The organism is Mesorhizobium denitrificans (genome assembly GCF_003403035.1).
In the GTDB taxonomy this organism is placed as follows: Bacteria; Pseudomonadota; Alphaproteobacteria; order Rhizobiales; family Rhizobiaceae; genus Mesorhizobium_G; species Mesorhizobium_G denitrificans.
This window is the reverse complement of record NZ_QURN01000019.1, coordinates 18,458-42,349: the sequence shown is the minus strand read 5'-3', so window position 1 is coordinate 42,349 and position 23,892 is coordinate 18,458. Positions and strand designations below refer to the sequence as shown.

Genomic DNA, 23,892 nt, shown 5'->3' with positions numbered 1-23,892 from the left:
CAAGCCATGACCCTCAACATCCGAAATGAAGAAGCGGATCAGCTCGCCCGGCAACTGGCGAAGATTGACCGCAGTAACATCACCGATGCCGTAATTCGCGCCCTGCGCGAGACGATAGCAAAACGCATGAACACGGAAGCACCCCGCGAAACCGCGAGGAAAATTCTCGAACGCCGAGGCCTGTCTTTCCAGCCGAATCGCCAGCCGGTGCCACCGGAAGCCTATCACGATCTCGATCACGATCTCAGCGAGGGCAAGTAATGTTCATTGATGCCTGCGCTATAGTTTCAATGATGGCTGGCGAAGACAGCGCCGACGCATATGAAGCCGCCTTGATCGAGGCGAAGGCCCCGTTCACGTCCGTCCTCGCTGCATGGGAAGCGATCATCGTTCTTTCACGCCCCGATCAGCTCGATTGTCCCTACAGCGCGGCCGAGGGGGCCGTGGTCGAATGGCTGGAAGCCCGCAATATCCGGCTGCGGGAACCCGGATCGCCGCGCCGTGTCCTGCAATACGCGGTCGCGGTCGCCGAGCAACACGGCATCGGCAAGCGCCATCTCAGCAATTTCGATTGCTTTCACTACGCCTATGCGAAGGCGATGCGGGCACCATTGCTCACCATGGACCAATTGCTTCGCGAAACGGATGTCTCCACCCTTCCCTAGCCAGCCATGCGCTGGCCGGCCATAGCAAGCGCGGTGCGAAGCCCGCGCGCTGCCTCTCCCGGCATCATAAGGGCCGAGCGAACCGAATGCGCCAGTATCTGTGAGTACGCGAGCGCGACCGCATCCCGCTCCCGCGCCGTTGCAAAAAATGAAGCGCGGCGGAACACCACACCGAAAAGCCCCGTTCGCTGTTGCCCAATCTCGAAACGGAAAAGCATCTTCGACGGGCCATTCACCCCAAGTTGCAGCGCGGCGTCAGCCGCCAGTCCGATGAAAATCGGCATCGCAAATTCGGGGCTGCACCAAATCGCTGAGCATGTGTTGCCGAAGGCTGGAGACGTGGTTCCCAGCGCCGAAGCTTTTCGCACCTCCGGCTCGCATTTTTCGAGCACACCCAGCATCATACGCTTGAACATATCGCCTTGCAGCTCGGCCGGGCCGTCCTCTGGACGTGTCGGCGGCTGTCGAGCGGCGATCAGATGACCAACCGTTTCCTCGACAACGAGCCGAGACAGATTCGAACAGGCGAACTCTTCACGCGCAAGGGGCTGCATCAAACCCGGTATCTCCCGCGAAATCCGTACTTGATGACCATCCGCATGATCGTATCACGCGGCGTGAACCCTGAAATCTTGGCGTAGATCGCTAACAGAATGTAGATCACCCAAAACACCAGATAGACCGTCCACAGATTGAGTTTTGTGAACTGCCAGACCATCCCGACGAGAACGAGGCTGGGGAGGATCAGCATGACCGACCCGTGCAACCCGCCGATGCCGTTCAGCGGCTCTCCCGTGAATCGCCAATTATCACTTTGAAAATTTAGAGGATCATCTTCCATTATACGCCACCATGTTATTGCAGCCGCGCGGCCAGCAGCGCAGCTCTCCCACATCGAGATGGGTAAAAGACTGGTAGAAACCCACTCCCCCACCTTTGAAAGCAAGACCGGCTATTCCTATGGATCGCGCCGGATACATCGGAACCTTGAAATCACCAGCTCGGCCGTAGAGATGCTGCGAATTGCGAGCTGCGCCTTCGATGGTCTCATTGCGCCGAGGCGTGCGATATCCGCTGGTTAGAACGAACGGCAGCATCGACCCGTGGATTGCTGCCATCGTTGACTGGACCGACGACACGAAATCAAGGAGAGCCGGATCAATCCAGACCGCCAGATCGGCATCCGCCACATCGCGCCAGAACCATGACAGCTCCGCAAGAGCATCCCGGTAGTAGCCCTCTTCCGTCCGGTACTTCACGACCATGCTATCGCCGTTGGCTTGCCGATAGAGCTGGAGCGATCCGAAGCCCTCTGTGCGAGGATCGCGAGCGCGCACCGCCTTCTTCGCCTCCGCTTGAAACCGCTTTTCGTCATCGGTCATATCCGGCAGAGGATCAGACGCAGGTGGCGGGCCTGCCGCTTCGCCAGTGGGCAACGGATCAGCGCGCAATACCTGCGGCATAGTCGCCAGTGAAACAGCTCCGACTCCACCTATCAGAAACGAGCGGCGAGATAGGCTGGTCATGCGAGCACCCGATCTTTCGCGGGTACGCCGTACCTGTGCAGAACCTTCTTGGCCACCTCCTCGTCAATTTCTCCTGCCTTGAAGCGTTCACGCACGCTATCGCGCATCGATTTGCCGCCCTTACGCGACTGCATCAGCTCAGCGAGGTAGCCCGACGAGCCGAGGAATCCTACCTTCAGCAACTCTTGCCGGCGCTCGTCATCGAGGATCACCCATTCCCGCATGCAGATACGGCTCTTGCCCGATCTATGCGGTACAAGCACCTGCGACACGACCATGTGCGTCGTCGCCACCGCCATTTCGAAGGCTTGGCTCTGCTGCTCACGGGGGAATTTGCCGACAATGCGCTGGATCGACAGGGCAGCGGTGTTCGAATGCACTGTCGTGTAGACCGCGTGCCCCGTGTTTGCCGCTTCTTGAGCCGCCGACATCGTGTGATAATCTCGCTGCTCACCGATGACGATCAGGCGCGGAACGCGCCGCATTGCCTCTTCGATCCCCTTCTCGAAGCTCTCGAAGTGCAGCGGAATTTCCGCTTGTGCGATGATGCAGCGATGCGATGGAACGGAGTCAAACAGGAACTCAATCGGCTGTTCGAGCGTGACGATATTCCCCTCGATAGGGGTGTCTTCTTCCATCACTCGGCGCAACAGCGCCGCGAAAGTCGTGGTCTTTCCCGATCCTGTCGGGCCAGATAAGATAACGGCCCCCATTTCCGGGGTCGATTCCTCGATAATCTCATCCTCAAGCTGGATATCGGCTACTGTCGGCGGATCGGCCGGAATATAGCGGCAGACCATTTGCCCGCCCTGTCCTGTTCCATAGGCACAAGACGACACGTTGACCCGGAAGCGATACACCTTCGGCTCGCCGTGCTCGTCTCGATCCGAGCGATCTCGGATGTCAATACGGCGGTTGAAGGCCCGGCCGCCGGCGAGGCGAATTTCAATGTCACCGCCTCCCCCTGATATATGCTTTGCAGCGCGGATGAAGTCCGTGTTGTCGTAAATCCAATTTGTCAGCGCGCGGTAGGAGCCGCGCAGGTTCATCATGATCGGAAGGCCCGTCTGGAACACAACGTCCTGACAGCCTTCCTTCGCAGCATAGGCAAGAACCCGCATCACATCTTCGGATGAATCCGTCATTCCGAAGTCTTGCGACAGGTCGCGGGGGCCGGACCATTGGCCGAGACGGGCTGTTTCCGGGTTGAACTCGTCCATACCGCCCCTACTTTGCTTTGCTCGGCACGGGCGTGCGTCCACGAACGGTTACATCCGCTGATCCGACAGGGAACGCTTCTGCGCCAGCGCCGGCCTTGAAGCGGGGCGAGACGGTTATCTGGATGCGCTTCAATCCGCGCAAGGCGAGTTGTCCGCCCTTCCCGACATAGAGCGCCTTGCCATTCATAACCGTCTGCGGGAGCGATATCGCCCCGCGCTGGGCCAGATCATGGAACCGCACCATTCCCTCGAAATCGCGCCGCATCCGCCGCTCGGCTTCCTCGAAATAGGCGCGGGCTTCCTTCACCCCCACGGCAACGCCGGCCTGATAGGCTTTGTCCCATTCCTTTTGATCGCGTTCGGTGCGAGGCCGCAGGGTAATCCCGTTCGACGGATCGGACTGCATGTGCAGGTAATTCCGCCAAGATGGCGGCTGCGCCGTGAGACGCGCCTGCGAGTAGATCTCGAACCTTCCCAAGGTCAGGTCGAGAACCTTCGGCCCGTTCTGTTCCACCCGATCCCCCGTCAGGATGACGACAGGGGGGACCACGTACTGACTGATCATGAGCTGTGGAAATGGATACGTCCGGTCGAGCCAATCGGCCTGTTTCAGGATCGCGGCATTGATCCGCTCAGACTCCTGCGCATAGCCATCCCTGATGCCGGCCGTCCGTCCCGTCCGTCCCACCAGCTCATCGCGCGCCGGACCTTGCCCGCCTAGACCGGAACCGGGCGACGGCTGCGGGCCGCGCCATGTCGGCGTCTGACCTCGCAGTCTAACGGCAGGATCGACCTCGATCCGCTTGTCGGCACCTTGCCCGGCCGTGATCATCTCGCCCGTTGAAGGGTCACGCACGACACTCTGTCCCACCGCGCCCGGACCAAGTGCGGTCGGACCCTGATCATAGCCCGGATACCCTCCCGGCATTCCCCCCGGATAACCGGGGTAGCCGCCCGGATAACCCGGAGGCGGATAGCCGGGATACATCGGAGCGGCATATGGCGGATAAGCCGGGTAGGACGGGTACTGTGGGTAGCCCTGCGGATATGTCGGGTAATTGGGCACCCCGCTATACACGTTCTGCCGAACAGTCGTCTGTTCCTGCGCCATGCCCACCGACACGGCCGCCAGCGAGATGCCCGTCACCAGCGTCATCACCAACCTTACCCGACCCATTTAATCTTCCTTCCAACCATTTCGATGACCGCCGAACCGGCGACGAAGTTCGGCTTCTTCCGCCGTTGTGCGCTTGCATGCTCCCGCTTGTGGCCTGCAACGGCCAACCTCGCGATTTCCGTTCCCCTCAATAGCGGCGGGAGGCTCATGACATACCCGTGAAGAGCTGGGCCTAGATGCAACGCCGAGACCGGCACCATGATCGGATCACTATCGCTCTCGTGCGCCATCACTCTACCGTTCTGCCCCATCGATTCCCGCTTTTGAGAAGCCCTTGCACTATACTCGTTTCACATTGTTTCGCAACGCGCGTATCAATGTGTTTTCGAGAAACCATTCCGGTCGCCAATGAGACCGCGTGACCACCGCCGACATAGATGCGCTTGCATTCTTCGCCGAGCGCTTTTTGCACGAACGAAGCTCCAAATTCCTGCCATGCCTTGTTGCGGGCAACATCGATCAGCGCTGTCACGTCGCGTTCAATCCCGGCGACTGTCGTCATCCGCGATCCCATCGTTTCCGCTATCCCTCTGGCTGGCTCTTGGAACTGCTCTTCGACAGCCGTGGCGCATGCGCGCTCGATATAGAAATCCGTTCGCGTCGCCGCTTCGGGCAACGGGTGTCCCTTCGCCAGATTCAGGCGCGCATATCGCCACTCTCGCGCACCGCAGTCGATCACCGCGAGCTGACCATCAGGCGGAACGGCTTTCTCATCTGGCTGTCCCCGCATGTCCAAAAGGAGATCGGCTGCAAGCGCCGTAGCGGGCGACATAATGCCGATCTTGCCAGCCGCGATTGTATCCCCGCCGCGTGGCTTCACCGTGCGCAGCGCCTCGCTCAAATCCTCGCTGTGATCGGTCAGGGAAGGTTCCGTGACACTCACCATCAGGACATCGCAGCTACCTTCGCCGAGCCGTGCGAACGCAGCCGCGATCAAGGCCCCCAGCCGCTCTTTTGCTGATAGTGCGCCGGCAAGCTCGCTTTCGATAAATCCGCGATACTCCGACCTGTCACCGACACGCGCCACATCGCCGTCGATCTGGACGTAAACCGGCTGCGCATTGCCGTTCGGTTGTGCGCGCTCCCCAAGTGAAATGCGCGTCGGGAATACCACCCGGCGCGCATGTCCTTTTCCACTCACGATAGCTTTCGTCGTCAGAGAACCGATATCGACAGCTACCGTCACCAAACGGTTAGCCATGTACCTGCCCTATCACTGCTTCGGTGCATCTACCGGAGCGGCGGGGAACTCTGCCGATGCCTGCTGCGTGCGTGGAACCGAAAGCGTTGTCCGGTTCTCTGTGAGTGTCTTCTGCACGAATGTATCCGTGCTGCCCTGCCCTACGGTGGAGCATCCCGCCAAAGCCATGGCAAGCACCCCGATAACGGCCAACTGACGCATATCAAATCTCCCTGCGCGCAAAGTTTCACATTGTTATGCACGCAAACTTACAAAATGAAAAGCGCCAAAAAGCCTCATGCAATAGCGATATTGCACATGCAATGAACAAACATCGCTTGCATTAACCGCCTTGTGGATGATATGTGCGTTATTGCATCGATACGTAAACGTAGGGGATTTGATGTCTCTGGCAGTGAGGACAGAACGAGCTTATCGCCGCGCCGGCCTGCGGTTTGACCGCGTGCTGGCCGAGGAAAACGTCGTTCCAAGCGCTGCTGAATACGTCCGGGTTTTGACATCAAGCGGGCGGCAACTTTCCGCGTCGAGCTGGCGCTTTCTTCGCGCGGCAATTAAGTGGTGGATTGCGGGTTCGATTAGCGAAAGGGAGGCCGAATTATTTACGCGGTTATTCGGCGCAATGAAGCCCGTACCGATCAAGACAAAACGGCCTCCTAAAAGACTGCCAATCAGCCTCGTTCAAAGCCTTGTGAATGTGCTGCGAGAAACACCGCGCGGGAGAAACAAGCGTATCGCTGCTGATATGCTCATCGCAGGGCCAGTCGTAGGATTGAGACCGTGCGAGTGGGCGCGGGCGGAACTCAATGGTGATGTTCTGCGCGTTCAGAATGCGAAGTACAGACCCGGAATTTCTGGCAACGGATCACATCGGGAACTGGTACTCCAGTGGCATGTCATTACCACCGAACAACGAGATGCCATCAGAAGGCTTTTGACGGACTTGAAGGGCGCAGATTGGGAGCGGATCGGCGGAAATATCCGGCGAGCGTTCAACAACGCCAAAAGGCGTCTCAAGGTGACTGGTGAGATCACAAAAGGTCAGGCGAGAACCCGTCTTTATGAAGCGCGGCATCAGTTTTCAGCAGATGCCAAGCGTACTCTGGACTATGCCGGTGGCGAGGTTGCCGGAGCGATGGGGCATAGGGCAGCTATGACCGCTCATAGCGCGTATGGGAACAGGAGTAAGGCGACCGGCACCTTGCCTGTAAAACCCACCGTAGAAAGCGTGGAAAAAGTCTCAGAAAAATCGATCATCCAGCTTGCACGGTCTCTAGCGAAGGCCGCAGCATACAAGCTTGGCTTTGCGGGCGCGAGCGGAAGCGAGCGTCGTGAGTCAATGACTGTTTCGCCGCCGTCTCGGCAGCGGAGTAGTGACAGTTCAAGGCCGCTGACACGACCGTCGAATGGCCGTCGCGATAACGGCCCTAATACATCCTAATTGCCGCTTTGAGGATCATTCCCGATTGCCATGCTATGCAGGAAAACGTATGATCTAAGGAATGTGTTTTGCAAGTTTAACGGCAGGTGAGAATGGCAGTGCGCGGCGTGAAGGCAGGTAGTGAGGGCGTCGATCTGGAGAAGGCGAAAGCGATCTTTGATCGTGTTCGTACTGATTTTCGCGACGGGAAGAATCCCAATTCCCAACGGCGGAAAGATGCTGATATGATTGCCTATCTTCTGTCCGATGGCGGCGCGGCCCGGTCTGCCGTTTTTGCTCAGACTTTTGCAGAGCATTACGGCATAGATCGCAAGCGCGCAGGACAGCGCGTGCGGGATGCGATGGCTGACCTCATGGCCGATGGGAAGATCGTGAAAACGGACGATTCCAGACCGTCTTACAAGCTGCGAAAGGATGGGGCTTGATGCGGCATGCTATGATCATCGAGACGGGTAGCGAGTTGCCCGGCAGAACGAATGTGAACTTGGCCGGGATCGTAGGCCGGCGCGTGGTCACGCTCAACACCATGCCTATACGGTTCACATTTCCAGCCGATGTGCTGGACGGTATCGAGATCGTTCGGCCAGATCGGCCTCAGCCGGACGTGGAAATCGCTGTGGCCATCGACGGCAACGGTGAGACATTTGCGACGGCAAAGCTCAAGGGATCGACCGTCCGCAAGATACTTCACGCCATCCGCGAGGATATCGCCGTAAATGGGAAGGCGGGCGTTGTGCAGTTCGCCGGGCGAATGCGCTCCAACAACGTCATCGAAGACGCGGGGCTGATCTATATGCCTTCCGGCACCATGCTACCGAAGCTGGACGCGCCTAAGAGCGTGCGCAGGGCCGCTTTCGAGGCTCGCCAAGGCGAACGCCGCTGCGGCTGACTACCGGGCGGGGATAGCCCGCTCTATGCGGCTGCTCTTTGCAGTATGGTCAGGGTCTCGTAGTCGATCCAGACGCGAGCATCGCCTGTTGGCCCGATCTCGGCCTCGTTCATCAGGTAGACCAGCAGATATGGCATAGACAGGTTGTGCAGCGTTCGGAATGTTCGAATGCGGTTAGCCTCTCCAAGCGAAAATCTGCCTGAATGGGCTATCACGCCAGCATCTCCGCTCGAAAGCTCGTTGTTCAGTCGGCCATAGTCGATCATTCGCCGATCTGACCCGTCCTGCTTCACCTTGGCGACGTTCAATCCAAAGCTGAACAACTCGCCGACAGATAACCGGTGGCGCGTTGTGAAGCGGCTCATTCGCTCTGACTGCCCCACGGGCAGGCGAAGCGTGAAATTTTCGAACCCTTCTCGCACGTTCGAATCGTCCGCCGCTATTTTCGGACGTCGAGCCATCATGCCTCCTGTGCGGTCCCTGCCCGCTTCCACCTCGCGTTGCGCCGCGTCTTCCCTCCCGAAACAGCAGCTTGTGTCGCTAAGTTTTCTATGTCGTTTCACAAATTGCAACTGGTGTATAGCATGCGAATGCAACTTCCGTACAGTGCTTGCAACAAATCTATTTCACAATGTTGCGGAGCATTGCGCAAGCTATAAAAGCCATGCGCATGCAATGACGTTATTGCATGGCTTGTGTCCCGCTTGGAAAAGTATTATCGTACAATGGGTTTAAGCGTATTTGCGAACATGAAGGGACACTTAAATGGCGGCTGCACGCCCTCTAAACGCTTGGGAGCCGCTACCGCCGCACCTGACGGCGGAAGTGAATGATTCCTTTGCGCCTCAGCCGGTTAAGACCCTTTTTGCTCTGTGGGGAGGGAGTGAGGGCAGCGTTAACGCCCATGGCCTTACCTACGAAGTCCAGCCCGAGGATACCTCCGTTTCGACTGAGTTCGTCAACGCGGATGGCGAGAGAAACACATTGTCCTTGTCTTCGGATGGCCTGATTTTCACGGTAATGGCGGGGGAAGAGACGACAACGTGGACCATCTCACCGGATGAAATTTCGGATGGTTCTCGCCTCGACGCTTGGAGCGAACTGATAGTTCTGCAATAGTGGCGTTTCACATTCATGAGCTGGCGAGACAACAATGTGGAATCCTCTCCGGCGCAAAAGCGCCGAAAAGGCCGAAGAGGCCGAAGAAATCGAAGTAACCAAGCAGGGCTGGCTTCGCCGTAGCGCTCGCGGGACGTTTCGCTTCGCCCGATTCATCTCCCCGCCGAATCCCATCAAGCGCCAGCACGCCCATTCGCTCAAGCTCGCGATAGAGGCTTTCAAGACGGATCGGCCCGCCTGCCCTGACTGCCGGCAGAGCGGACGAAGCGGTGTTCTCTTACCTGTTGCTGATGATCCGATGACCCGGCGCTGTTCGGACCCGGAATGCGGCACCACGGTAACGCTGAACATGCTCGCGCAAGCGAATTCACCGACCCTCCACTACGCGCCGGCTAAGCGCCGTGACTACTTCCTGCGGCAGGCAACGATCATGTTCGTTATAGCCTGCGCTTTGGTTTCAGCGGCGGCGATCTACAGCGCCTATCGGGGTTCTGTGGCGATGTTTGTCGGTGGGCTGGTTCTTTCTGCACCGCTGTTCATGACGGTCTTTGCGATGCGTTATCGGGCTTGGCAGGCTGATACCGGCCGGTTTTACGAGGTCGCCGCCCCGCTCGGCGATTTCGTTCGAGATGAGATGCGGGCGGTATTTTCGAGCAATGATCGACAATAAGTCGCAACAAAAAGCCCTGTGAAGGGTTCGGGAGACAGCAATGGCACCACATGCAGGGTGTGATCAGTTGGGTTTAGAGGGAGACCCCGAGACCAGTGAAATACGGAAATTTGGTAGAAAAGCCGCTAATGAACTACTCCGGCCAGATGGGGCCTAACTTGTCCTCCGATGAAAAAAACGAGAGCCGCGCAAGCGTGGCCGCCTTCGGCATGAAGGTTAAGGAGCGCAAAGAACGCGCCCGCATAAAGCGGTCGCAAAAGGCGGAAGCCAAACGGGCTGAAAAGATCGCTGCGGGTGTTCCCGTGAGCGCGAAGCGTAAGACGCGGCCGAAGTCTGGTAGCGACAGAAGGTCCGAAGCTAGGACCCGGCAGCGCATGGCTGATGCGCTGGCGGCTCTACGCGAGGACTTGGCGAACTTTTCGAGGCTCGTACAGGCCGATCAGACGCTTGTAGCGAAGCTTGAAGAGGCTCCAGCCCGCGTTCAGGCCCGCGAGGCATTAGGGTTGTCCCCTGCCCCGCACCCGACACTGGCACTGCCTGAGTATCAGGCACTGCTTTCGCATATGAACTACATGCTCAAGGATTTCGAAGGCCTGCTAAAGCAGCTCGACGGCATGGAGAGTCGTCCACGCATGGAGCGGATCGTTCCGCTGGAAGAGGCGACCACAGACGATTATGTGGTCTCGATGATCGACGGAACGCACTTTCAGGTTATGACCCGCAGCTTGCGCCAATACGGCATCAGTGCCTCGGATTATCGGCGGCTATTTGGCTTACCGGATGATTACATGCTTTGGACCGAAAAGGTGAAGCAGGCTCGCTCCGAGATCATCTCGGAGAGCAGGGTGTGGGAAAAGCATAAGAACCGGAAGAAGCCGAAGGAGCCGTAAACGGCGAAATCGGCCATAGGAGGCCGTACAGCGGCGTTGCGGGCCTCGGGCGATGACATCCTCGTCCGAGGCTTTTTGTTGCCCTCAGCGGCCTTCTGTGGAGGTCGAATTTTGTTGCGTTTCTGTCATTTTGCGCGCTAGCGCATGCTAGCATCAGCTAGCCCACAGTAGCATGCAACAGCAAGTGCAGGCCGGTGATTGCAAGCGCAGGCACGCAATAGCACCCGCAGGCATGAGAAGGCTAGTGGGGGCGGTCGGGGGCAGGCAAACGCTAGTGCTGGCGCGTGCAGGCAGGCACTTGCGCGAGGGGGCTAGCATGTGCTATAAAGCAACATATATGCACTATTAGGAGGGACTTAGCCCATGCCAATCATCGCAGCGTTCAATTCCAAAGGCGGATCAGCGAAGAGCACCGCCCTTATCGCGCTGGCAGACGCCCTCGCGCGCCGTGAGGCTACTGTGTCCGTAATCGACACCGATCCACAGCGAACCATTGCTCACTGGCGGGAAAAGGCGGTCAGCTCTCCAATCCGCGTCGTGGAAGAGACGAACAGCGCGAATATCCATCGCCTTATCCGAGAGGAATCCTCGCGGTCTGCGTGGGTATTCATCGATATGGCGGGGTTCACTTCCGACATGCGGACCCCGATCATCAGCAGGGCTGATCTCGTCATCATTCCGATGCAGCCAAGCCCCGAGGATGCAAGGCTTGCGGCCGCTGCTTTCGCCTACATTGCTACCGATGAAGAAACGCTTGGCCGCCCCATTGAGCGGCGCGTTCTGTGGGCGCGGACCACACCAAACTTCGTGACCCGCGTTGAGCGGAAAATCCGCGATGAAGTCGAGGAAAACAACATTCCGGCTTTCACAACGCACCTGCACGAGCGTTCCGCCTACAAGGCCATGATGGTCGGAACCACTTTGGCCGAGCTGGACCCGGCCGAATATAACGGCATCGACAAGGCAATCATCAATTCCGATCTGCTCGCGGCCGAGCTGATCGAGAACGTCATGGAAATCCAGAATCGGAAGAAGGAGAACGCGGCATGACCAGCAACACGTTTGGTTTCGGAGGCGTCAAAAAGCCAGCTTCCAAGCCCGCTGACATGGATGACATTAATAAGCGGATCGAAGAGGCGGCGAAGCTCGCGCCCCAGCCGGTGGAAGGCGATCCCGAGGAAGATCGGAGCCTGCGCAGGGCCGCAGAGAGCCGTGGGGACACGATCCGTCAGTCGCCGTTGGAAGTGGCCAAGAAGGTGCAGCCGAAAGGACCGACGAAGCAGCTCAGCACGCGCATGTCGATCCAGCCATATAATCGCTTCGTGCTACTGTCTCAGCATCTGCGCTGCCCCTATGACCGCGCCATCGAAGTTCTGATGGACGCAGCAGGCGTCGACGAGGATGGCATTCCCACGAAGCCGTTGCGGGTGGACTGATCGCTAATATCGGACGGGGAGGGGAGATGATTGGAGCCGGCCAAGCCGGCCCAATCGCTGTGACTACACAGATGCACGATGATGGCTACGCACGGGGAACTACACGTTTGCGGCAGCTCTGGTTAGCCGGCTCCCACCATTCCGAAGGCCTTGCACATATTCTCGATGCCCATGTTCAGCCCGGTTGTATTGGCTCCCATCATGGTGATCGCGTTGACGAAGTAGCAGCCGACGCCCGCCAAGAGGTAGAGGATTGGCTGTCCCCATGTGATCATTTCGCCATTTGACTTGCGGTAGGCCGTCCGGGCCGCATTGAACAGCGCCACTGTCCCTATGATCATCCAGATTAGCGTGACCGAATATCGGAATTGCTCGCAATAAGACCCCGAGATAGATCCGTTTTGCGCGAAATCGAGCACGTTCTTCGCGGTCGCGTCCGTCCCAACAGAGAACGTACCAGCGATCTGGTAAAAGATGATCGCGCCGATAGCAGCCGCACTGCCAATGGCCAGCTTCATTATCGCGCCGGAAAAGCTCGCCTGCCGGGTCGAGAAGCGGGCATTGCCCGTGGTGTAGACATATCCCTCCAACAGTCCCATTCCCCCGACGACAACCCCGAATATCGTGATCGCTAGGATCATGATCGCGAAGAGGATCGCGTTGAACGAGAACAGGTTGATGATGATTTGACTAAGGTCTGTCGACATCGGTTAGCTCACTTGCTTGCGGTGGCCTTCTGGAGGGCCTGATTTCTGGCTTTGAGGTCGGCGATCTCGGCCTCCAGTTGCATGGTCTGCGTCTGCATGTCTCGCACCTGATCCCGCAGCAGCGCGTTCTCGGCCGAGCAGGCGTCTTCGGTCGAGCCGGGCGCGGAATATTGCCAAGTCGGCTGCTTTTCCGGGGCGTATTCATATTGCGAGACATTGCCGTCGCCGCCCGGACGCGTCACGACAGGAGGGGGAGGGGCGACAAGACCGTTGCTCGGCCGCGCCTCCTGCGCAAACGCGGCACCTTGAACCGCGACAAGGAACAACACGGCCCCAGCCGCCCCGTGGATGTTTTTCATTGTTCGCATCCTGCCTTTCCCGGCTCGGCGCTAAGGAGGCCGGGCCTGTAGCATAAACCACGCATTATGCTCCACCTCATACCAGACGGCAGGGGCATTTCACAGTATTTTCGCGCGACAAATTATTGTCTTTCTCTCTTTCATCTGGCACAAAGATCAGAACATCCCTGCGGATCACGGGAGGCCGTTTCATGCCTGCTATGCGAAAATTCCTCTCTCTGGCCGCCGCTCTCGCGGTCAGCGGCCCCTCATTTGTCGTTATGCAGGGGGCGAGCGAGGCGCACGCCGCAGCATTGACGCTCACCGAGACTTATGACCCTGCCGACTGGACGGACTCGAAAAACGCTGTCGGCAGCATCCTCGCGGATGTGTGGAGCGTTGAGGCGAAGCAGGAGTTCGGTGCCTATGGTTTCGCCTATGCGATTATCGATCAGGGCGGAAAGCACTATCTCGTCTCTTCACTTCGGGGCGCGAACTGCACGCCCAGCTCCTGCACATGGCGCATTCAGCGCCTGTCCTCTTCCTACGCAGTCGAGGCGAAGGGTTCGGCCTTCGAGGCCTGCGGCGAGATCAATAAGCTCGACTTCTCAGGTGGTAGGCTCACCATTTGCGGCACGAAGGCTGTCCTGCCATGAAATCACGATGGTTTGGGATCGGCGCGGCGGCCGTCATCGCCATTACGACGACAGGGCTACTCGCCACCACGACACTCACCCTTGCTCGTCAAGCTCAGCAAACGGCCACTGACTGCGAAGGCTTTCTACGTAATATCCGCTTGTCGGAAGGCTCCGGCAATTACGGGACCAACACCGGGAACGGCTTCTATGGAGCCTATCAGATGGGCAAGCCGGCCCTGATCGACGCTGGCTATATGAACCGCGATGGAAGCTGGACCGGCAAGAACGGCGTCAACTCCCTTGAAGACTACCTCGGCAATTCCACGGCGCAGGATGATGCCTTCCTGACCTACGGCAATGTCAACCTTGGGTATCTCGGTAACTGGCAGCAATACATCGGCCAGACCATCGGTGGCGTCACCGTCACCCGTGCCGGCCTGATTGCCGGTTCTCACCTCGTCGGCGCTGGCGGCATGAAATACTGGCTGACCAGTGGCGGGGATTGCACCAACAAGGGTACGGGTTCCGACGCCGTGGACGGCAATGGAACTTGCGCAGGCACCTATGTGGCGGAAAACCAGACCAACGAACAATGCGGCCCCGGCAGTGGCGGCGGCGGCGGTTCCTGTCTGGCAGCGCAGCCGGTCAAAAGCCCCGTGGTCTTTTCCGAGTATGGTGCATGGAACCGCTCTGGCGTATCGGGCGGGAACAATGGTTGGCATCGAGGCTCCGATATCTATCCGCAGGGCGCTACTGGCGGCGCGTCTATGGGCCAACCGCTCTATGCGGCCCATGACGGCAGGCTTACGGTCGGCGGGATGGGCCTCAAGGTTGAGAGCGGTCAATTTCGCACGCTCTATCTCCATTCCAGCTCCATGCCGGAATCCAAGGATGTGAAGGCCGGCGAAGAGATCGGCAAGATCGGCGACAAGCGTTCGGAGGGTAAACCCCACCTGCATTTCGAGGTACAGGTGCCGAAGAGCGCAGTGGCCGCGACGAAGTGCATCGTCGGTCAGGACACCAACGATTGCGCCTTCCCGGCCGGTGGCGGCAAGCGTGATCCCAACGGCTTTGCAACGTCTCAGTCGCTCGCCAGTGCCGCACCGAACACATGGTTCTATGTGAACCCGGAGCGCTATCTGAAAGAGCGAGTGCCTGTCACTGGCAATGCGGCGGCCAGAACAGGTCGCACGCAATCTCTTCCCAATTCCTGCACCCCCGGCACGGGCACGTCAGAGACACCGACCAGTACGGGCGACAGCGAACCCACAGCCGCCTTGGCCGGAGGCTTTGGCGACTATTATTCCAGCGCAGGATCGGGCATTGCGAACGCCGACAAGGAGCTGCGCTCTGTCGTCATCGACATGGGCCGGCAAAGCGCTCTCGACGTGCGGGCCGCCACATCCTCGGCAGCGCAGATGCAGGCTCGGTTCGATGCGGCGGCGGCGGGGTTGTTGTCACTCTACGGCAGAGCAGGGGAGTAATACCCGGAACATGAAATATTCTTGGCTAGCATTCGTCTTCCTTGGAGCAACTCAGGTCTCGGCCGCAGAATTGGAAGTTGGTCATTTCGTGACCAGCCAGAAGAACTGTGAAGCGCTTAGGAATGTGGATGCTAAGAGCAATATCATCCATATATGGCATTCGCCCGGAGGCGGGCTTGTCTATGGTGGTGACGACTACTGTCGCATCAAGGGGTCGAAGTTGGTTTGTGATGGCGCTGGTGATACCGCTCAGCACGAGATGCCAATGAAGATCGCCAAAGATGGCCTTTCTTTCCAGCTAGGTGAACAGAACTTCGCGCTATGCAAGAGCGAACTACCACCTCCTACCAACGAGTTGCTGCCGTTGAAGACTGGTGCCTACGTGATGGGCGAAAATGCTTGCGAGAACGCACCCAATCTTGCGATTACCATGTTTCATGGCGACAGGTTCACAACGCACGATAACAATCCGACCGAGTGCCGGATTGTGGATGTTAAGAAGTCCGGCCGCGCTTATGCGGTGACAACGAGCTGTCGAGATGTGAAGCGCGGCAAGGTCGAGCAGGGCACGAGTCTCTACACGCTCAAAGCCACCACCGGGTATTCCATATCCTTCAAGCCGGGAGGCCCATCGCTGACATGGAAGCGATGTGGTCCGTCGATCCGCTCATTGCAGGATGGGATGTAGGCCAACCGGACTTGTTACGGCCGCCTGTCAAGCGGCCTTTTTCTTGCGCCCGGTTTTGGACGGCTTCTCTTCTTTCCTTCTCCCCAGCCCCATATTTTTAGCCAGCGCAGATCGCGCTTCCGCGTAGGTCGGAGCTACCATCGGATAGTCTGCGGGCAGGCCCCATTTTTCACGATAGGCCTCCGGCGTCATATTGTATTTGGTCGATAGGTGACGCTTCAAGGACTTGAACTGTTTTCCGTCTTCGAGGCAGATCAGATAGTCCGGCGTGATCGATTTTTTAATCGAAACGGCGGGCTGGAGCTGCGGGACGGCGGCGGCGGCAGGCGCTTGGCCAAGACCAACGAGCGTCTGATGCACGTTCGCTATGAGGTCCGCCACTTCCGAGGCCTGCACATGATTGTTTGCCACATAAGCCGAGACGATATCGGCGGTCAGTCCGATCTTCTCCAAGGAAGCGGAGCCGGCGTTTTCAGTAGTCATCGCATTTCCTTCTCTGTTTCGTTCCCCACAGCCTCCGGCCGTCACTACAGCGCTATATGGAGGCGCGTTCCGGCCTCCGGCTGCTCCGCTGCGCTTCGTCCTGCTGCGCAGGATGGACAACGAGCGGCCGGAGGCCGGATTTCATTCGCGTGGCATCAGCGCCGAGGCTGGTGTTTCCTCGTCGTTCCACGCCTTGGAGGCGGCCTGCATGTTTGCCATGGCCTCCTGTGTGCTTTTTTCGATGCGCTCGCGCATTTCTTCGAAGTTGCGGGCCGTCAGCGAGCGAGGCGATTGTTTCCGCGCCTCGTTGACGACAGCCGTGATCGTCGTTTCGGCAATCTCGGGTTCTGTGCGCGGTGCTTTCAGAGCAAGCTCGGTCTGCCAGTGATCGAACATCCCGGCCGCCTCGGGGCAGGGCGTCTGCATGCCGATATAATTCAGGAAGCGCCAGAGCTGGCGGTCAACGAAGCGCAGCCACAGGAAGGTGTTCGGTGCGAAGACGCCGGACGCACGAGCGCCTTCCAGCGTCATGCCGTCCCGCCCGTCCGTCATGGACGACGCCAGCAGCCCGAACACATAGCCGTGGCTCTTGCAGATGGTTTCGAGCGCCTTGGCGGGTTTTTTCGGATCGAGACCCTTCGCAGGATCGACTAGCAGCTTCACCAACTCCTCGCGGGCCTTGAGTGTCGTTTTAAACTCAGGGCCGACCTTCGCCAGATGATCTTTGAGCAGGATTGTATCCTTGCTAGCGGCGGAAGCCTCCGCTTTCTTGGCCTTGCCTTTGCCCTTGGCCGGTTTCTTCGTCGGATCGGGATAATCGTAAGGCCCGATCACCAGCCGATCACCCAACCGGCGCTTCTCCGCGTTGATCGCGCGCCATACGTCGCGCAGGTATTCTTCCGATTTATCGACCACATCCTTCAGCCCATCGGGATCGGGAAGGTCGGGATCATGCAGTGCGTTCACACGCACAAGCGCGGCGTAGAGGATCGTTGCTGCGTACCATGACAGCTCGTTTACCGCCTTGGTGACATCCGTGACGTTCTTCATTTCCGTGACGTTCACGAACGGATTCAGCGGGCCGAAATGAGCGGTGAGGGCGGCGCGCACCTTGTCCACGTCGATGCGCATTTCTCCGGTGTCATCTTCCTTCAACGGCCGGCGCTGGCCCGGCTTAGTTGCGTCGGTATCATCAGCCGTTGTGGCCGCGCGCTCGAAGCTTACCGCACCAGCCGAGTGCAGCAGCTCCAGCGCTGACATCGGCTGGGATGCGGGGCCGTCCGATGCTGAATAGCGGTACATCGGGAAATTCGCGAAAAACTCGTTGTGGGGATAGAGCGGAGCGAAGCGCAGCATAAGGTCACGCCATTCCATAGGCTTCTCCGGCCGGAGATGGGTGATGATGTGATCCTTCTCGACTTTGTGTTTCATGAAAAGGCCGATCACGATGATGACGCCGGCACAGAGCACCCCGAACGGGATCGATGAGACGAAGATCGATTCCACCGCGTAATTCTTCGGAAGAACCTTCGCGAAATACTGACCCCATGCCGTCATGCCCCACAGGCCGCCGGTCTCGGCCAGCCGGGCATGATGGTACAGGAACCCGATGGGCGCGCGCAGCACCACCCACAGCACGGTCAGCATGGCGAGTACGAAGAACATCGCCACCGACACTTCCAGCCAGCCTATTGATTTCTGGTTTTGCGACATTGCCCCTCGCTTTCTTGCGAACAGAAACACATTATTTTAGAGTGACAAATCAATATCAAACTTTCAAGCAAACATCATCCTTGGAGGGCGTTTTGGCAAACCTTATGATTGTGGAAAGCCCGACAAAGGCTGCGAAAATTCGGCAGATTCTCGGAGCCGGATGGACCGTCGAAGCCAGTGTAGGCCATATCGCCGATCTTCCGAATGGCAAGATGGCAATCGAACCCGGTTCATATAAGCTCGATTACGAGCTATCCGACAGAGGGAAAAGCGTCATCGGCAAGCTCAAAGGCATTGCAGCCTCTGCCGATGAAGTCTACCTCGCGACCGACCCCGACCGTGAAGGGGAGGCGATCTCGGCGCACCTGCGCCACTATCTGCGTCTCTCGCATTACAAGCGAGTCACCTTCAATGAAATCACAGAGTCCGGCGTTCGCGGGGCACTGTCGTCTCCCCGGCAGATCGACCAGCACCTTGTCGATGCGCAGGAAGCCCGGCGCGCAGCCGACCGACTGATCGGCTACCGCGTCTCCTATCCGATCAGCGATGCGGCCGGTATGGGGCTGTCGGCTGGGCGCTGCCAGTCTCCGGCTGTCCGGCTCGTGGTCGAACGGCAGGATGAGATCGATAATTTCAAGGTGACGGATCACTTCACCGCCATGGTGCAGTTTGAAAACGGCGAATGGTCGGCTGAATGGCAGACGAAGCCCTTCCTGAACGAGGGGAGCGAGTATGTCCTTGATCGCGCACTGGCCGAGCGGGCAGCGAGCTGCCGGGATTTCACGATTGCCGCTGCCAGCCAGAAGCCGGCGATGCGCGCGCCGGGCGCGCCGTTCACGACATCGGCGTTGCTCCAAGCAGCCGGCGCAACCCTCAAGCTGCCGCCTGCGGTCACGCAGGCCTGCGCACAGAAGCTCTTCGAGAACGGGCATATTACCTATCATCGCACGGACAATCCGAACCTGTCGGACGATGGGATGGCGCTGATGGCCGCCTATGCGCAGAGCAGGGGATGGCCGGTCGCCGAGAAGAAGCGCAGATGGAAGCTGCCGGAGGGCGCTCAGGAGGCCCACGAAGCCATTCGCCCGACCCATCCCGAAGTGCTCGATGCCGGCGACACTGAGAACGAGAAGGCCATCTATCGGCTGATCTGGCGGCGAGCCGTCGCATCGCAGCTCGCCGATGCCGAATACAACACGGTCACGCTCGATCTCTCCTGCCGGCAGGGGGCAGACACCTTCCAGTTCCGCGCACGGAGCGCGGTGCTCGTGAAGCCCGGCTGGAAAGTGGTTGCCAGCGACGACGACAAGGACGACGACGAAGACGTGGCAGAGGCCGCAGCATCCGGCAAAGTCCCGGTGCTTTCCACCGGACAGAACGTCCACGCGACCGGGGGCCAGGTTGTGCCGAAGGCCACCAAGCCCCCGTCGCGCTACACCGAAACCAGTCTGATCAAGAAACTCGAAGCCATGGGGATTGGCCGGCCGTCCACCTTCGCGGCCATCGTCCAGAACATCTGCGGCAAGGCCTATGTGAAGGTCGAGAAGCGCTTCCTCGTACCGACGCCGGCAGGCCGTGCCATCGTGCGGCAGCTCGTCGGTCGCTTCGGCTTTGCCGAGTATGATTTCACGAAGGAGCTGGAAACCCAGCTAGATCTCATTGCTGAGGGCAAGAGCCAGTATGTGCCCGTGGTGCATGATCTCAATACCCGCCTTGACGGGGAGCTGGGCAAGCTCGCCGCGCTGACGCCGACCTATCCGTGCCCGAGCTGCGGCAAGCCCCTCCGCTTGGCCCGGAGCAAGAAGGGGCGCACCTATTTCGGATGTACCGGCTATCGGGAAGGGTGCGAGGTTCTGTGCGAAGATAATGGCGGCAAGCCCGGCCCGGTAATTTCACTCACGCCATCGGAAAAACAGCTCGAACTAGCCCGGAAGCTCGCTGGTGAGCAAGGCATCACCATACCCAATGAGGCGTTCGAGAGTAGCCGGAAGCTCCGCGAGTGGATCGACGCAGCATTGGTCAACGCGCGGCCGAGCGAAAAGCAGATCGAGTTCGCCCGCAAGCTGGCGGCCGAGCAGGAGACCACCGTTCCCGAGGTCGCGATGGCGAGCGCGCCCAAACTCAAGGCATGGATCGATGCGGCGCTGGCGAATGCCCGGCCAAGCGAAAAGCAGATCGAGTTTGCACAGAAGCTCGCGGCCGAGCAGAGCGTTGCGGTGCCGGATGATGCAATCGCAAGCGCCACCAAACTGAGGGCGTGGATCGACAAGGCTTTGAAAAAACGGGGAGGAAAGAAAGGCGCGAAGCGCAAAGAGGGCGCTAGATGACGGAGGTTTTCTACACATCCACGCTGTGCAACCGCCCCATGAATGAAGATCGGTGGCATGATGATGGTATCGGCTTCATGTTCTTCGATACAGTCGATGAGGCAAGAGATGATCTCGATCAGCTTCGGAAATCTCTGGCGTCCGACCCGGAAGCAGAATGGTCGCCGATGCAGATCGAAAAAGTCACGCTGGCGGCGGCGTCGAGACGCGATCTTTTGCGCCTTCTGAACGAGGGGGTGGGTTCCATCGTCATCGGATGCGAAGTCGTCGAAGTCGTTGAATGAGGCAAGGCCTACCGAAGGTCCAGAAGGAAGGAAATTGGATGAACACGAGCAGACGAAAAGTCAGGGGCAGGGCGGCCGGCGCGGCCATCTCGATCATAACTCTCGTAGCCTTGGCTGCGCCGGCCAGTGCCGACAAAACACTCTCCGGCGTCTGGGCTGGTGAAGACGATCTTGAAATCAACTTCGACAGTCGGTCGGTCGATTTAGGCCCTGATACAGGTTGCACCATCAAATCCCTCAAGGCCGATGGGGCAAACCGCTGGCGGATGCGGCTCAATTGCGGCACAGCCGACACGGAGGGGACTTCTCAGACCGACACGACCTTGCAGTTGAAAGGCTCGACACTGATTTTCACGGACAAGTACGGCCCGAACCAGCTTCGGCGGCAGGGGAAGTGAGATGAGCGAGATCGATTGGTATGAAGTCCGGCCGATGACGGCCGAGCAGCAGCGGGACGCGCAAGAGGATTTGACCCTTATCGCGCGGGGCGAGGAACAGAATCTCCCATGGCGTAGGCTGCGCGTCCTTCTCGATCATGAGCTTGCGGAGATTTCCTATCCCGTGATCACGCAAGGGAGCGTGCGGTCTCTCAATCTGACCGACAAAGGCAATCGGTATTTGGGCCTTTAGGTCTCAAGCATGCCTAGTCACAGCCGCGTGCAGGCCGATAACAAGGAAGGTGATGAAGGGCGCAACCGTCGCCACAGCGAGCATTTTGAAGACCATGATGGGGAGGATAGCATAGAGCGCGAATGGCAGGGCGATAACAATGACCATCGCTATATGAAATGGCAGACGATCATAAAGGAACCTGATCATCGACATCATGTTCGACATCGCAAAAGCCGAGTATCGGAGCCAAAGGTCAAGAAGTGTATACATGCTATCTCCCGTGTGATGGTTCTTCGTCTTACTGGCCAAGTCTACCACACTGCGCCTTATAGCGCTTCCATGAAGGATGGATCGCCGAACAGGATCACAATCGGGCCGACGAGCACGTCTTGAATCGGCGCTTTGCCAGCGGACAATTGCCACAGGCGAGTGGCTTCGCGGTTTAGCGGCATATTCAGGTTCTTTCCGTCCTCGTTGCAGAGGACGACGCACTTTTGCATTCCACTGCTGTGAGCCACGCGGCTGAACAGCGGCACAAGCTGAATGTATCCGCCCACCATCTTTTGAAGCTCTTCCAGCTTTGGAGCAGCTTTCAGCGTGCGTTCGTCGCGGTGGCCATCTGTATCGATGAAAATCATGGTTCCCGGCATCACTGTTCCTTCTTCGGCGCTGGTTCGTCCTATTCTTGATTGACAATTCTCATAGCTTCCGGCTTAATGTCAAGCACAAAAGAATTGGCAATGGCATGAAAGGGCCGTGATCGATCATGAATCGCAATCGATCGATATCGAGCATGATGCAGGAACACGGCTACACGCACCTCCAGATCGTTTGCTGCAAGGTCGTGCATAAGCCCTTGAGGGAGCTATCCGCAGGCACCCTTGAGAAGCCGTTGGAAGAGGTCGCGCCGCGCCTCGTTTGCGAATGCGGCAAGCATGCGACCATTGCGCGGGTCGGCTTTTGGAAGCACGGAATGAAGAGGTACGGCTGACCGATGAGATTACACACCGCCCTTGAACATATTCGCAACGGGAAGTATCGCCCGATGGAATCATGGCCGGCAGGGGAAGCCGATCAGCTTGCTCGCTATATCCAGAGCTGCGCAGATAGCATTGTGGAGTTCTCATTCAGCTTCGCAGAGAGCGATCAGGCTTCCGATACGCTGGATACCTTCATTTCCTTTTCCAATGAGCTGTGGGACGCGGAAATTGCCCCGGTTCCGCACGATTTCTTTTGGGTGTCATGGTCCCAAAAAGTCTTGGATGAGACCGTTCAGATGGCGGCCTTTTGCGAGAAGGCGTACAGCGAGCAAGATGGCCGGATGATCTCGCTCTCCGTGCGTGTGATGTTCGAGAACATGCACCGGAGTGGCTTCGCCTTCGTCAATCAGCTCGGGCATAGGGTCGTTGGCGATCACAAGCATGTTCTGGTGACGCATGCGGACAGTGACTCGGCCGGACTGCTGGTCGATGCAGGCTTCGGAACTGTGGCGGCTCTGCTTGGAGCGCTGGCAACACCGCAGGCGATCCGACGTGAAGAGCCTGCCCCGGATCGTCTCAACAAGCAACGTGAGCGCAAGGGAAGGCTCCCTATAGGCCCTATTGTCGTCATCGATGTTCGGGCAAGCCAACGAGCGGCAGCGCAGAGGAAAGGCGAGGGGGGATGGACGGTGCGGCCGCACTGGCGGCGCGGGCACATTCGGCGTCTGGCGGATGGTCGCGTGATCCCGATCCCGCCTTGCTGTGTGAACATGGAAGATGGTGTTCCGGTCAAACCGGAATACGTGGTCAAGATTTAGGGCGGACAGACGGGCGAAGAGGCTCGGATGCTAGCTTTTCGATTTGAGAGCCATAATCTCGGCCGAGGCGGCTGGAGCGCCACTCAGCAGGCGGGCGAAAATCTGATCGTCGCCCCGCGAACTGATCATGATAGACCCATAGCCGAACAGGCGTCCCAGCACGGATTGCCTGAAATTTGCGCCGATGACTTCGGGCAGGGCAATGGTGAATACGTTGCGCTGGATGAAGCCAGTGCGCCAGAGCACCGCGTCATCGAAAATCCGCAGCTCGGTCGAGAGGTATACGATCAGCCGCTGAAACAGGACGAGGAAGAGCATCACTGAAAAAACGGACGTTGCGATCCGTCCATAGAAGATCAGCTTGGGATAGAATGCAGCGTACCAGCTCGTGAAGCTCGGCCCCCCAACTTGGGCCATCACCCGATAGAGCGTTTCCTTCTCCGCGCCCCACAGCCAGACCAGTAAGGCAAACCCAACAAGAGCCGTCAGGATCGGCTTGACGAAAATGATCAGCGACAGCCGATAGCGGGACAAAGGCTCCTTCGGATTCTCTGACAATGGCGGGTTCCTCGGCGCGTTTCAAAAGTTA

At 58.5% G+C, this 23,892-nt stretch carries 33 protein-coding genes; 18 read left to right on the top strand and 15 right to left on the bottom strand.

The features are described 5' to 3' along the window. Positions 1-6 precede the first annotated feature (6 nt). Together DY251_RS19490 and DY251_RS19485 are read left to right on the top strand one after the other, a co-directional pair. Positions 7-261, top strand: coding sequence for a type II toxin-antitoxin system VapB family antitoxin (locus DY251_RS19490; protein WP_199498887.1), 255 nt, complete (start codon positions 7-9; stop codon positions 259-261). Then, on the top strand, positions 261-665 hold the full coding sequence (locus DY251_RS19485) for a type II toxin-antitoxin system VapC family toxin (protein ID WP_116625581.1): 405 nt from the start codon (positions 261-263) through the stop codon (positions 663-665). The genes DY251_RS19490 and DY251_RS19485 overlap by 1 nt, the downstream gene beginning before the upstream one ends. Here DY251_RS19485 and DY251_RS19480 read toward each other — a convergent pair. From DY251_RS19480 to DY251_RS19445, 7 genes are all read right to left on the bottom strand, one after another. Next, positions 662-1,219 carry a hypothetical protein gene (locus DY251_RS19480; protein WP_116625580.1) on the bottom strand — a complete coding sequence of 186 codons (558 nt, stop codon included), beginning with the start codon at positions 1,217-1,219 and terminating at the stop codon, positions 662-664. The genes DY251_RS19485 and DY251_RS19480 overlap by 4 nt on opposite strands. After that, positions 1,219-1,506: a hypothetical protein gene (locus DY251_RS19475; protein WP_116625579.1), complete on the bottom strand. Its 288-nt coding sequence runs from the start codon at positions 1,504-1,506 to the stop codon at positions 1,219-1,221. Before DY251_RS19475 ends, DY251_RS19480 begins: the two co-directional genes overlap by 1 nt. After that, entirely contained in the window at positions 1,496-2,191 is a 696-nt protein-coding gene (locus DY251_RS19470) for a YcbK family protein (RefSeq protein ID WP_116625578.1), read from the bottom strand. Before DY251_RS19470 ends, DY251_RS19475 begins: the two co-directional genes overlap by 11 nt. Further along, positions 2,188-3,411: a type IV pilus twitching motility protein PilT gene (locus tag DY251_RS19465; protein WP_116625577.1), complete on the bottom strand. Its 1,224-nt coding sequence runs from the start codon at positions 3,409-3,411 to the stop codon at positions 2,188-2,190. The genes DY251_RS19470 and DY251_RS19465 overlap by 4 nt, the downstream gene beginning before the upstream one ends. A 7-nt stretch (positions 3,412-3,418) precedes the next feature. Further along, entirely contained in the window at positions 3,419-4,588 is a 1,170-nt protein-coding gene (locus DY251_RS19460) for a type IV secretory system conjugative DNA transfer family protein (RefSeq protein ID WP_147307481.1), read from the bottom strand. Between the two features lie 229 nt (positions 4,589-4,817). Beyond that, a complete protein-coding gene (locus DY251_RS19450; protein ID WP_147307480.1) occupies positions 4,818-5,789 on the bottom strand; it encodes a ParM/StbA family protein in 972 nt (323 codons plus the stop codon). Between the two features lie 12 nt (positions 5,790-5,801). Then, entirely contained in the window at positions 5,802-5,990 is a 189-nt protein-coding gene (locus DY251_RS19445; RefSeq protein ID WP_116625573.1) for a hypothetical protein, read from the bottom strand. Between the two features lie 181 nt (positions 5,991-6,171). Between DY251_RS19445 and DY251_RS19440 the strand changes: the two genes are divergently transcribed. The 3 genes from DY251_RS19440 to DY251_RS19430 all read left to right on the top strand — a co-directional run bounded on the left by DY251_RS19440 (position 6,172) and on the right by DY251_RS19430 (position 8,116). Beyond that, positions 6,172-7,227, top strand: coding sequence for a hypothetical protein (locus tag DY251_RS19440; protein WP_147307479.1), 1,056 nt, complete (start codon positions 6,172-6,174; stop codon positions 7,225-7,227). 92 nt (positions 7,228-7,319) lie between these two features. Further along, positions 7,320-7,652 carry a hypothetical protein gene (locus DY251_RS19435; RefSeq protein ID WP_116625571.1) on the top strand — a complete coding sequence of 111 codons (333 nt, stop codon included), beginning with the start codon at positions 7,320-7,322 and terminating at the stop codon, positions 7,650-7,652. Next, positions 7,652-8,116, top strand: coding sequence for a hypothetical protein (locus DY251_RS19430; RefSeq protein WP_116625570.1), 465 nt, complete (start codon positions 7,652-7,654; stop codon positions 8,114-8,116). The genes DY251_RS19435 and DY251_RS19430 overlap by 1 nt, the downstream gene beginning before the upstream one ends. Positions 8,117-8,139: 23 nt before the next feature. Here the strand turns inward: DY251_RS19430 and DY251_RS19425 are convergent, their stop codons facing one another. Beyond that, positions 8,140-8,481 (bottom strand): hypothetical protein, encoded by a 342-nt coding sequence (locus DY251_RS19425; protein ID WP_147307478.1) that lies wholly within the window; start codon positions 8,479-8,481, stop codon positions 8,140-8,142. A gap of 400 nt (positions 8,482-8,881) precedes the next feature. On the opposite strand from DY251_RS19425, the gene DY251_RS19420 reads away from it, so the two are divergent. From DY251_RS19420 to DY251_RS19400, 5 genes are all read left to right on the top strand, one after another. After that, positions 8,882-9,235 carry a hypothetical protein gene (locus tag DY251_RS19420; protein ID WP_116625568.1) on the top strand — a complete coding sequence of 118 codons (354 nt, stop codon included), beginning with the start codon at positions 8,882-8,884 and terminating at the stop codon, positions 9,233-9,235. Positions 9,236-9,269: 34 nt separating this feature from the next. Next, positions 9,270-9,905 carry a hypothetical protein gene (locus DY251_RS19415; RefSeq protein ID WP_116625567.1) on the top strand — a complete coding sequence of 212 codons (636 nt, stop codon included), beginning with the start codon at positions 9,270-9,272 and terminating at the stop codon, positions 9,903-9,905. A 95-nt stretch (positions 9,906-10,000) separates the two neighbouring features. After that, positions 10,001-10,795, top strand: a complete 795-nt coding sequence (locus DY251_RS19410) for a MucR family transcriptional regulator (protein ID WP_158553288.1) — start codon at positions 10,001-10,003, stop codon at positions 10,793-10,795. 363 nt (positions 10,796-11,158) lie between these two features. Then, positions 11,159-11,845: an AAA family ATPase gene (locus tag DY251_RS19405; RefSeq protein ID WP_116625565.1), complete on the top strand. Its 687-nt coding sequence runs from the start codon at positions 11,159-11,161 to the stop codon at positions 11,843-11,845. Further along, complete coding sequence (locus DY251_RS19400; protein ID WP_116625564.1) at positions 11,842-12,231, top strand: hypothetical protein; 390 nt, start codon at positions 11,842-11,844, stop codon at positions 12,229-12,231. The genes DY251_RS19405 and DY251_RS19400 overlap by 4 nt, the downstream gene beginning before the upstream one ends. 122 nt (positions 12,232-12,353) lie before the next feature. On the opposite strand, the gene DY251_RS19395 is transcribed toward DY251_RS19400, so the two are convergent. Both DY251_RS19395 and DY251_RS19390 read right to left on the bottom strand, forming a co-directional pair. Beyond that, the gene (locus DY251_RS19395) at positions 12,354-12,938 is read right to left on the bottom strand and encodes a hypothetical protein (RefSeq protein ID WP_116625563.1); all 585 of its coding nucleotides are present in this window, start codon (positions 12,936-12,938) and stop codon (positions 12,354-12,356) included. Between the two features lie 8 nt (positions 12,939-12,946). Beyond that, positions 12,947-13,297 carry a hypothetical protein gene (locus DY251_RS19390; protein WP_116625562.1) on the bottom strand — a complete coding sequence of 117 codons (351 nt, stop codon included), beginning with the start codon at positions 13,295-13,297 and terminating at the stop codon, positions 12,947-12,949. Between the two features lie 191 nt (positions 13,298-13,488). Between DY251_RS19390 and DY251_RS19385 the strand changes: the two genes are divergently transcribed. The 3 genes from DY251_RS19385 to DY251_RS19375 are packed head-to-tail and all read left to right on the top strand — an operon-like array spanning position 13,489 to position 16,086. Further along, positions 13,489-13,932 (top strand): hypothetical protein, encoded by a 444-nt coding sequence (locus DY251_RS19385; protein ID WP_116625561.1) that lies wholly within the window; start codon positions 13,489-13,491, stop codon positions 13,930-13,932. Continuing rightward, positions 13,929-15,398: a M23 family metallopeptidase gene (locus tag DY251_RS19380; RefSeq protein ID WP_116625560.1), complete on the top strand. Its 1,470-nt coding sequence runs from the start codon at positions 13,929-13,931 to the stop codon at positions 15,396-15,398. Before DY251_RS19385 ends, DY251_RS19380 begins: the two co-directional genes overlap by 4 nt. A gap of 10 nt (positions 15,399-15,408) precedes the next feature. After that, the gene (locus tag DY251_RS19375; RefSeq protein WP_116625559.1) at positions 15,409-16,086 is read left to right on the top strand and encodes a hypothetical protein; all 678 of its coding nucleotides are present in this window, start codon (positions 15,409-15,411) and stop codon (positions 16,084-16,086) included. Positions 16,087-16,113: 27 nt separating this feature from the next. On the opposite strand, the gene DY251_RS19370 is transcribed toward DY251_RS19375, so the two are convergent. Further along, complete coding sequence (locus DY251_RS19370) at positions 16,114-16,569, bottom strand: Ros/MucR family transcriptional regulator (protein ID WP_116625558.1); 456 nt, start codon at positions 16,567-16,569, stop codon at positions 16,114-16,116. A 141-nt stretch (positions 16,570-16,710) separates the two neighbouring features. After that, a complete protein-coding gene (locus tag DY251_RS19365) occupies positions 16,711-18,282 on the bottom strand; it encodes a secretion/conjugation apparatus DotM-related subunit (protein ID WP_158553287.1) in 1,572 nt (523 codons plus the stop codon). Between the two features lie 104 nt (positions 18,283-18,386). Here DY251_RS19365 and DY251_RS19360 point away from each other — a divergent pair, with 104 nt between their 5' ends. The 4 genes from DY251_RS19360 to DY251_RS19345 are packed head-to-tail and all read left to right on the top strand — an operon-like array spanning position 18,387 to position 21,523. Next, positions 18,387-20,609: a type IA DNA topoisomerase gene (locus DY251_RS19360; RefSeq protein WP_245416047.1), complete on the top strand. Its 2,223-nt coding sequence runs from the start codon at positions 18,387-18,389 to the stop codon at positions 20,607-20,609. Beyond that, a complete protein-coding gene (locus DY251_RS19355; protein WP_116625555.1) occupies positions 20,606-20,893 on the top strand; it encodes a hypothetical protein in 288 nt (95 codons plus the stop codon). The genes DY251_RS19360 and DY251_RS19355 overlap by 4 nt, the downstream gene beginning before the upstream one ends. A gap of 38 nt (positions 20,894-20,931) precedes the next feature. Continuing rightward, positions 20,932-21,291, top strand: a complete 360-nt coding sequence (locus DY251_RS19350) for a hypothetical protein (RefSeq protein ID WP_147307476.1) — start codon at positions 20,932-20,934, stop codon at positions 21,289-21,291. 1 nt (position 21,292) lies between these two features. After that, entirely contained in the window at positions 21,293-21,523 is a 231-nt protein-coding gene (locus DY251_RS19345) for a hypothetical protein (RefSeq protein WP_116625553.1), read from the top strand. Positions 21,524-21,526: 3 nt separating this feature from the next. Here the strand turns inward: DY251_RS19345 and DY251_RS19340 are convergent, their stop codons facing one another. Next, on the bottom strand, positions 21,527-21,775 hold the full coding sequence (locus tag DY251_RS19340; RefSeq protein ID WP_147307475.1) for a hypothetical protein: 249 nt from the start codon (positions 21,773-21,775) through the stop codon (positions 21,527-21,529). Between the two features lie 56 nt (positions 21,776-21,831). Next, complete coding sequence (locus DY251_RS19335) at positions 21,832-22,155, bottom strand: DUF3846 domain-containing protein (protein ID WP_116625551.1); 324 nt, start codon at positions 22,153-22,155, stop codon at positions 21,832-21,834. A 395-nt stretch (positions 22,156-22,550) separates the two neighbouring features. Here DY251_RS19335 and DY251_RS19325 point away from each other — a divergent pair, with 395 nt between their 5' ends. Continuing rightward, complete coding sequence (locus DY251_RS19325; RefSeq protein ID WP_116625549.1) at positions 22,551-23,303, top strand: AcrVA2 family anti-CRISPR protein; 753 nt, start codon at positions 22,551-22,553, stop codon at positions 23,301-23,303. 30 nt (positions 23,304-23,333) lie between these two features. On the opposite strand, the gene DY251_RS19320 is transcribed toward DY251_RS19325, so the two are convergent. Beyond that, a complete protein-coding gene (locus DY251_RS19320; RefSeq protein ID WP_116625548.1) occupies positions 23,334-23,861 on the bottom strand; it encodes a PH domain-containing protein in 528 nt (175 codons plus the stop codon). Between the last annotated feature and the right edge of the window lie 31 nt (positions 23,862-23,892).

Coding starts and splice junctions, on each gene's coding strand:
- DY251_RS19490 (WP_199498887.1), top strand. CDS start 7: ATGACCCTCAACATCCGAAATGAAGAAGCGGATCAGCTCGCCCGGCAA.
- DY251_RS19485 (WP_116625581.1), top strand. CDS start 261: ATGTTCATTGATGCCTGCGCTATAGTTTCAATGATGGCTGGCGAAGAC.
- DY251_RS19480 (WP_116625580.1), bottom strand. CDS start 1,219: ATGCAGCCCCTTGCGCGTGAAGAGTTCGCCTGTTCGAATCTGTCTCGG.
- DY251_RS19475 (WP_116625579.1), bottom strand. CDS start 1,506: ATGGAAGATGATCCTCTAAATTTTCAAAGTGATAATTGGCGATTCACG.
- DY251_RS19470 (WP_116625578.1), bottom strand. CDS start 2,191: ATGACCAGCCTATCTCGCCGCTCGTTTCTGATAGGTGGAGTCGGAGCT.
- DY251_RS19465 (WP_116625577.1), bottom strand. CDS start 3,411: ATGGACGAGTTCAACCCGGAAACAGCCCGTCTCGGCCAATGGTCCGGC.
- DY251_RS19460 (WP_147307481.1), bottom strand. CDS start 4,588: ATGGGTCGGGTAAGGTTGGTGATGACGCTGGTGACGGGCATCTCGCTG.
- DY251_RS19450 (WP_147307480.1), bottom strand. CDS start 5,789: ATGGCTAACCGTTTGGTGACGGTAGCTGTCGATATCGGTTCTCTGACG.
- DY251_RS19445 (WP_116625573.1), bottom strand. CDS start 5,990: ATGCGTCAGTTGGCCGTTATCGGGGTGCTTGCCATGGCTTTGGCGGGA.
- DY251_RS19440 (WP_147307479.1), top strand. CDS start 6,172: ATGTCTCTGGCAGTGAGGACAGAACGAGCTTATCGCCGCGCCGGCCTG.
- DY251_RS19435 (WP_116625571.1), top strand. CDS start 7,320: ATGGCAGTGCGCGGCGTGAAGGCAGGTAGTGAGGGCGTCGATCTGGAG.
- DY251_RS19430 (WP_116625570.1), top strand. CDS start 7,652: ATGCGGCATGCTATGATCATCGAGACGGGTAGCGAGTTGCCCGGCAGA.
- DY251_RS19425 (WP_147307478.1), bottom strand. CDS start 8,481: ATGAGCCGCTTCACAACGCGCCACCGGTTATCTGTCGGCGAGTTGTTC.
- DY251_RS19420 (WP_116625568.1), top strand. CDS start 8,882: ATGGCGGCTGCACGCCCTCTAAACGCTTGGGAGCCGCTACCGCCGCAC.
- DY251_RS19415 (WP_116625567.1), top strand. CDS start 9,270: ATGTGGAATCCTCTCCGGCGCAAAAGCGCCGAAAAGGCCGAAGAGGCC.
- DY251_RS19405 (WP_116625565.1), top strand. CDS start 11,159: ATGCCAATCATCGCAGCGTTCAATTCCAAAGGCGGATCAGCGAAGAGC.
- DY251_RS19400 (WP_116625564.1), top strand. CDS start 11,842: ATGACCAGCAACACGTTTGGTTTCGGAGGCGTCAAAAAGCCAGCTTCC.
- DY251_RS19395 (WP_116625563.1), bottom strand. CDS start 12,938: ATGTCGACAGACCTTAGTCAAATCATCATCAACCTGTTCTCGTTCAAC.
- DY251_RS19390 (WP_116625562.1), bottom strand. CDS start 13,297: ATGAAAAACATCCACGGGGCGGCTGGGGCCGTGTTGTTCCTTGTCGCG.
- DY251_RS19385 (WP_116625561.1), top strand. CDS start 13,489: ATGCCTGCTATGCGAAAATTCCTCTCTCTGGCCGCCGCTCTCGCGGTC.
- DY251_RS19380 (WP_116625560.1), top strand. CDS start 13,929: ATGAAATCACGATGGTTTGGGATCGGCGCGGCGGCCGTCATCGCCATT.
- DY251_RS19375 (WP_116625559.1), top strand. CDS start 15,409: ATGAAATATTCTTGGCTAGCATTCGTCTTCCTTGGAGCAACTCAGGTC.
- DY251_RS19370 (WP_116625558.1), bottom strand. CDS start 16,569: ATGACTACTGAAAACGCCGGCTCCGCTTCCTTGGAGAAGATCGGACTG.
- DY251_RS19365 (WP_158553287.1), bottom strand. CDS start 18,282: ATGTCGCAAAACCAGAAATCAATAGGCTGGCTGGAAGTGTCGGTGGCG.
- DY251_RS19360 (WP_245416047.1), top strand. CDS start 18,387: ATGATTGTGGAAAGCCCGACAAAGGCTGCGAAAATTCGGCAGATTCTC.
- DY251_RS19355 (WP_116625555.1), top strand. CDS start 20,606: ATGACGGAGGTTTTCTACACATCCACGCTGTGCAACCGCCCCATGAAT.
- DY251_RS19350 (WP_147307476.1), top strand. CDS start 20,932: ATGAACACGAGCAGACGAAAAGTCAGGGGCAGGGCGGCCGGCGCGGCC.
- DY251_RS19345 (WP_116625553.1), top strand. CDS start 21,293: ATGAGCGAGATCGATTGGTATGAAGTCCGGCCGATGACGGCCGAGCAG.
- DY251_RS19340 (WP_147307475.1), bottom strand. CDS start 21,775: ATGTATACACTTCTTGACCTTTGGCTCCGATACTCGGCTTTTGCGATG.
- DY251_RS19335 (WP_116625551.1), bottom strand. CDS start 22,155: ATGCCGGGAACCATGATTTTCATCGATACAGATGGCCACCGCGACGAA.
- DY251_RS19325 (WP_116625549.1), top strand. CDS start 22,551: ATGGAATCATGGCCGGCAGGGGAAGCCGATCAGCTTGCTCGCTATATC.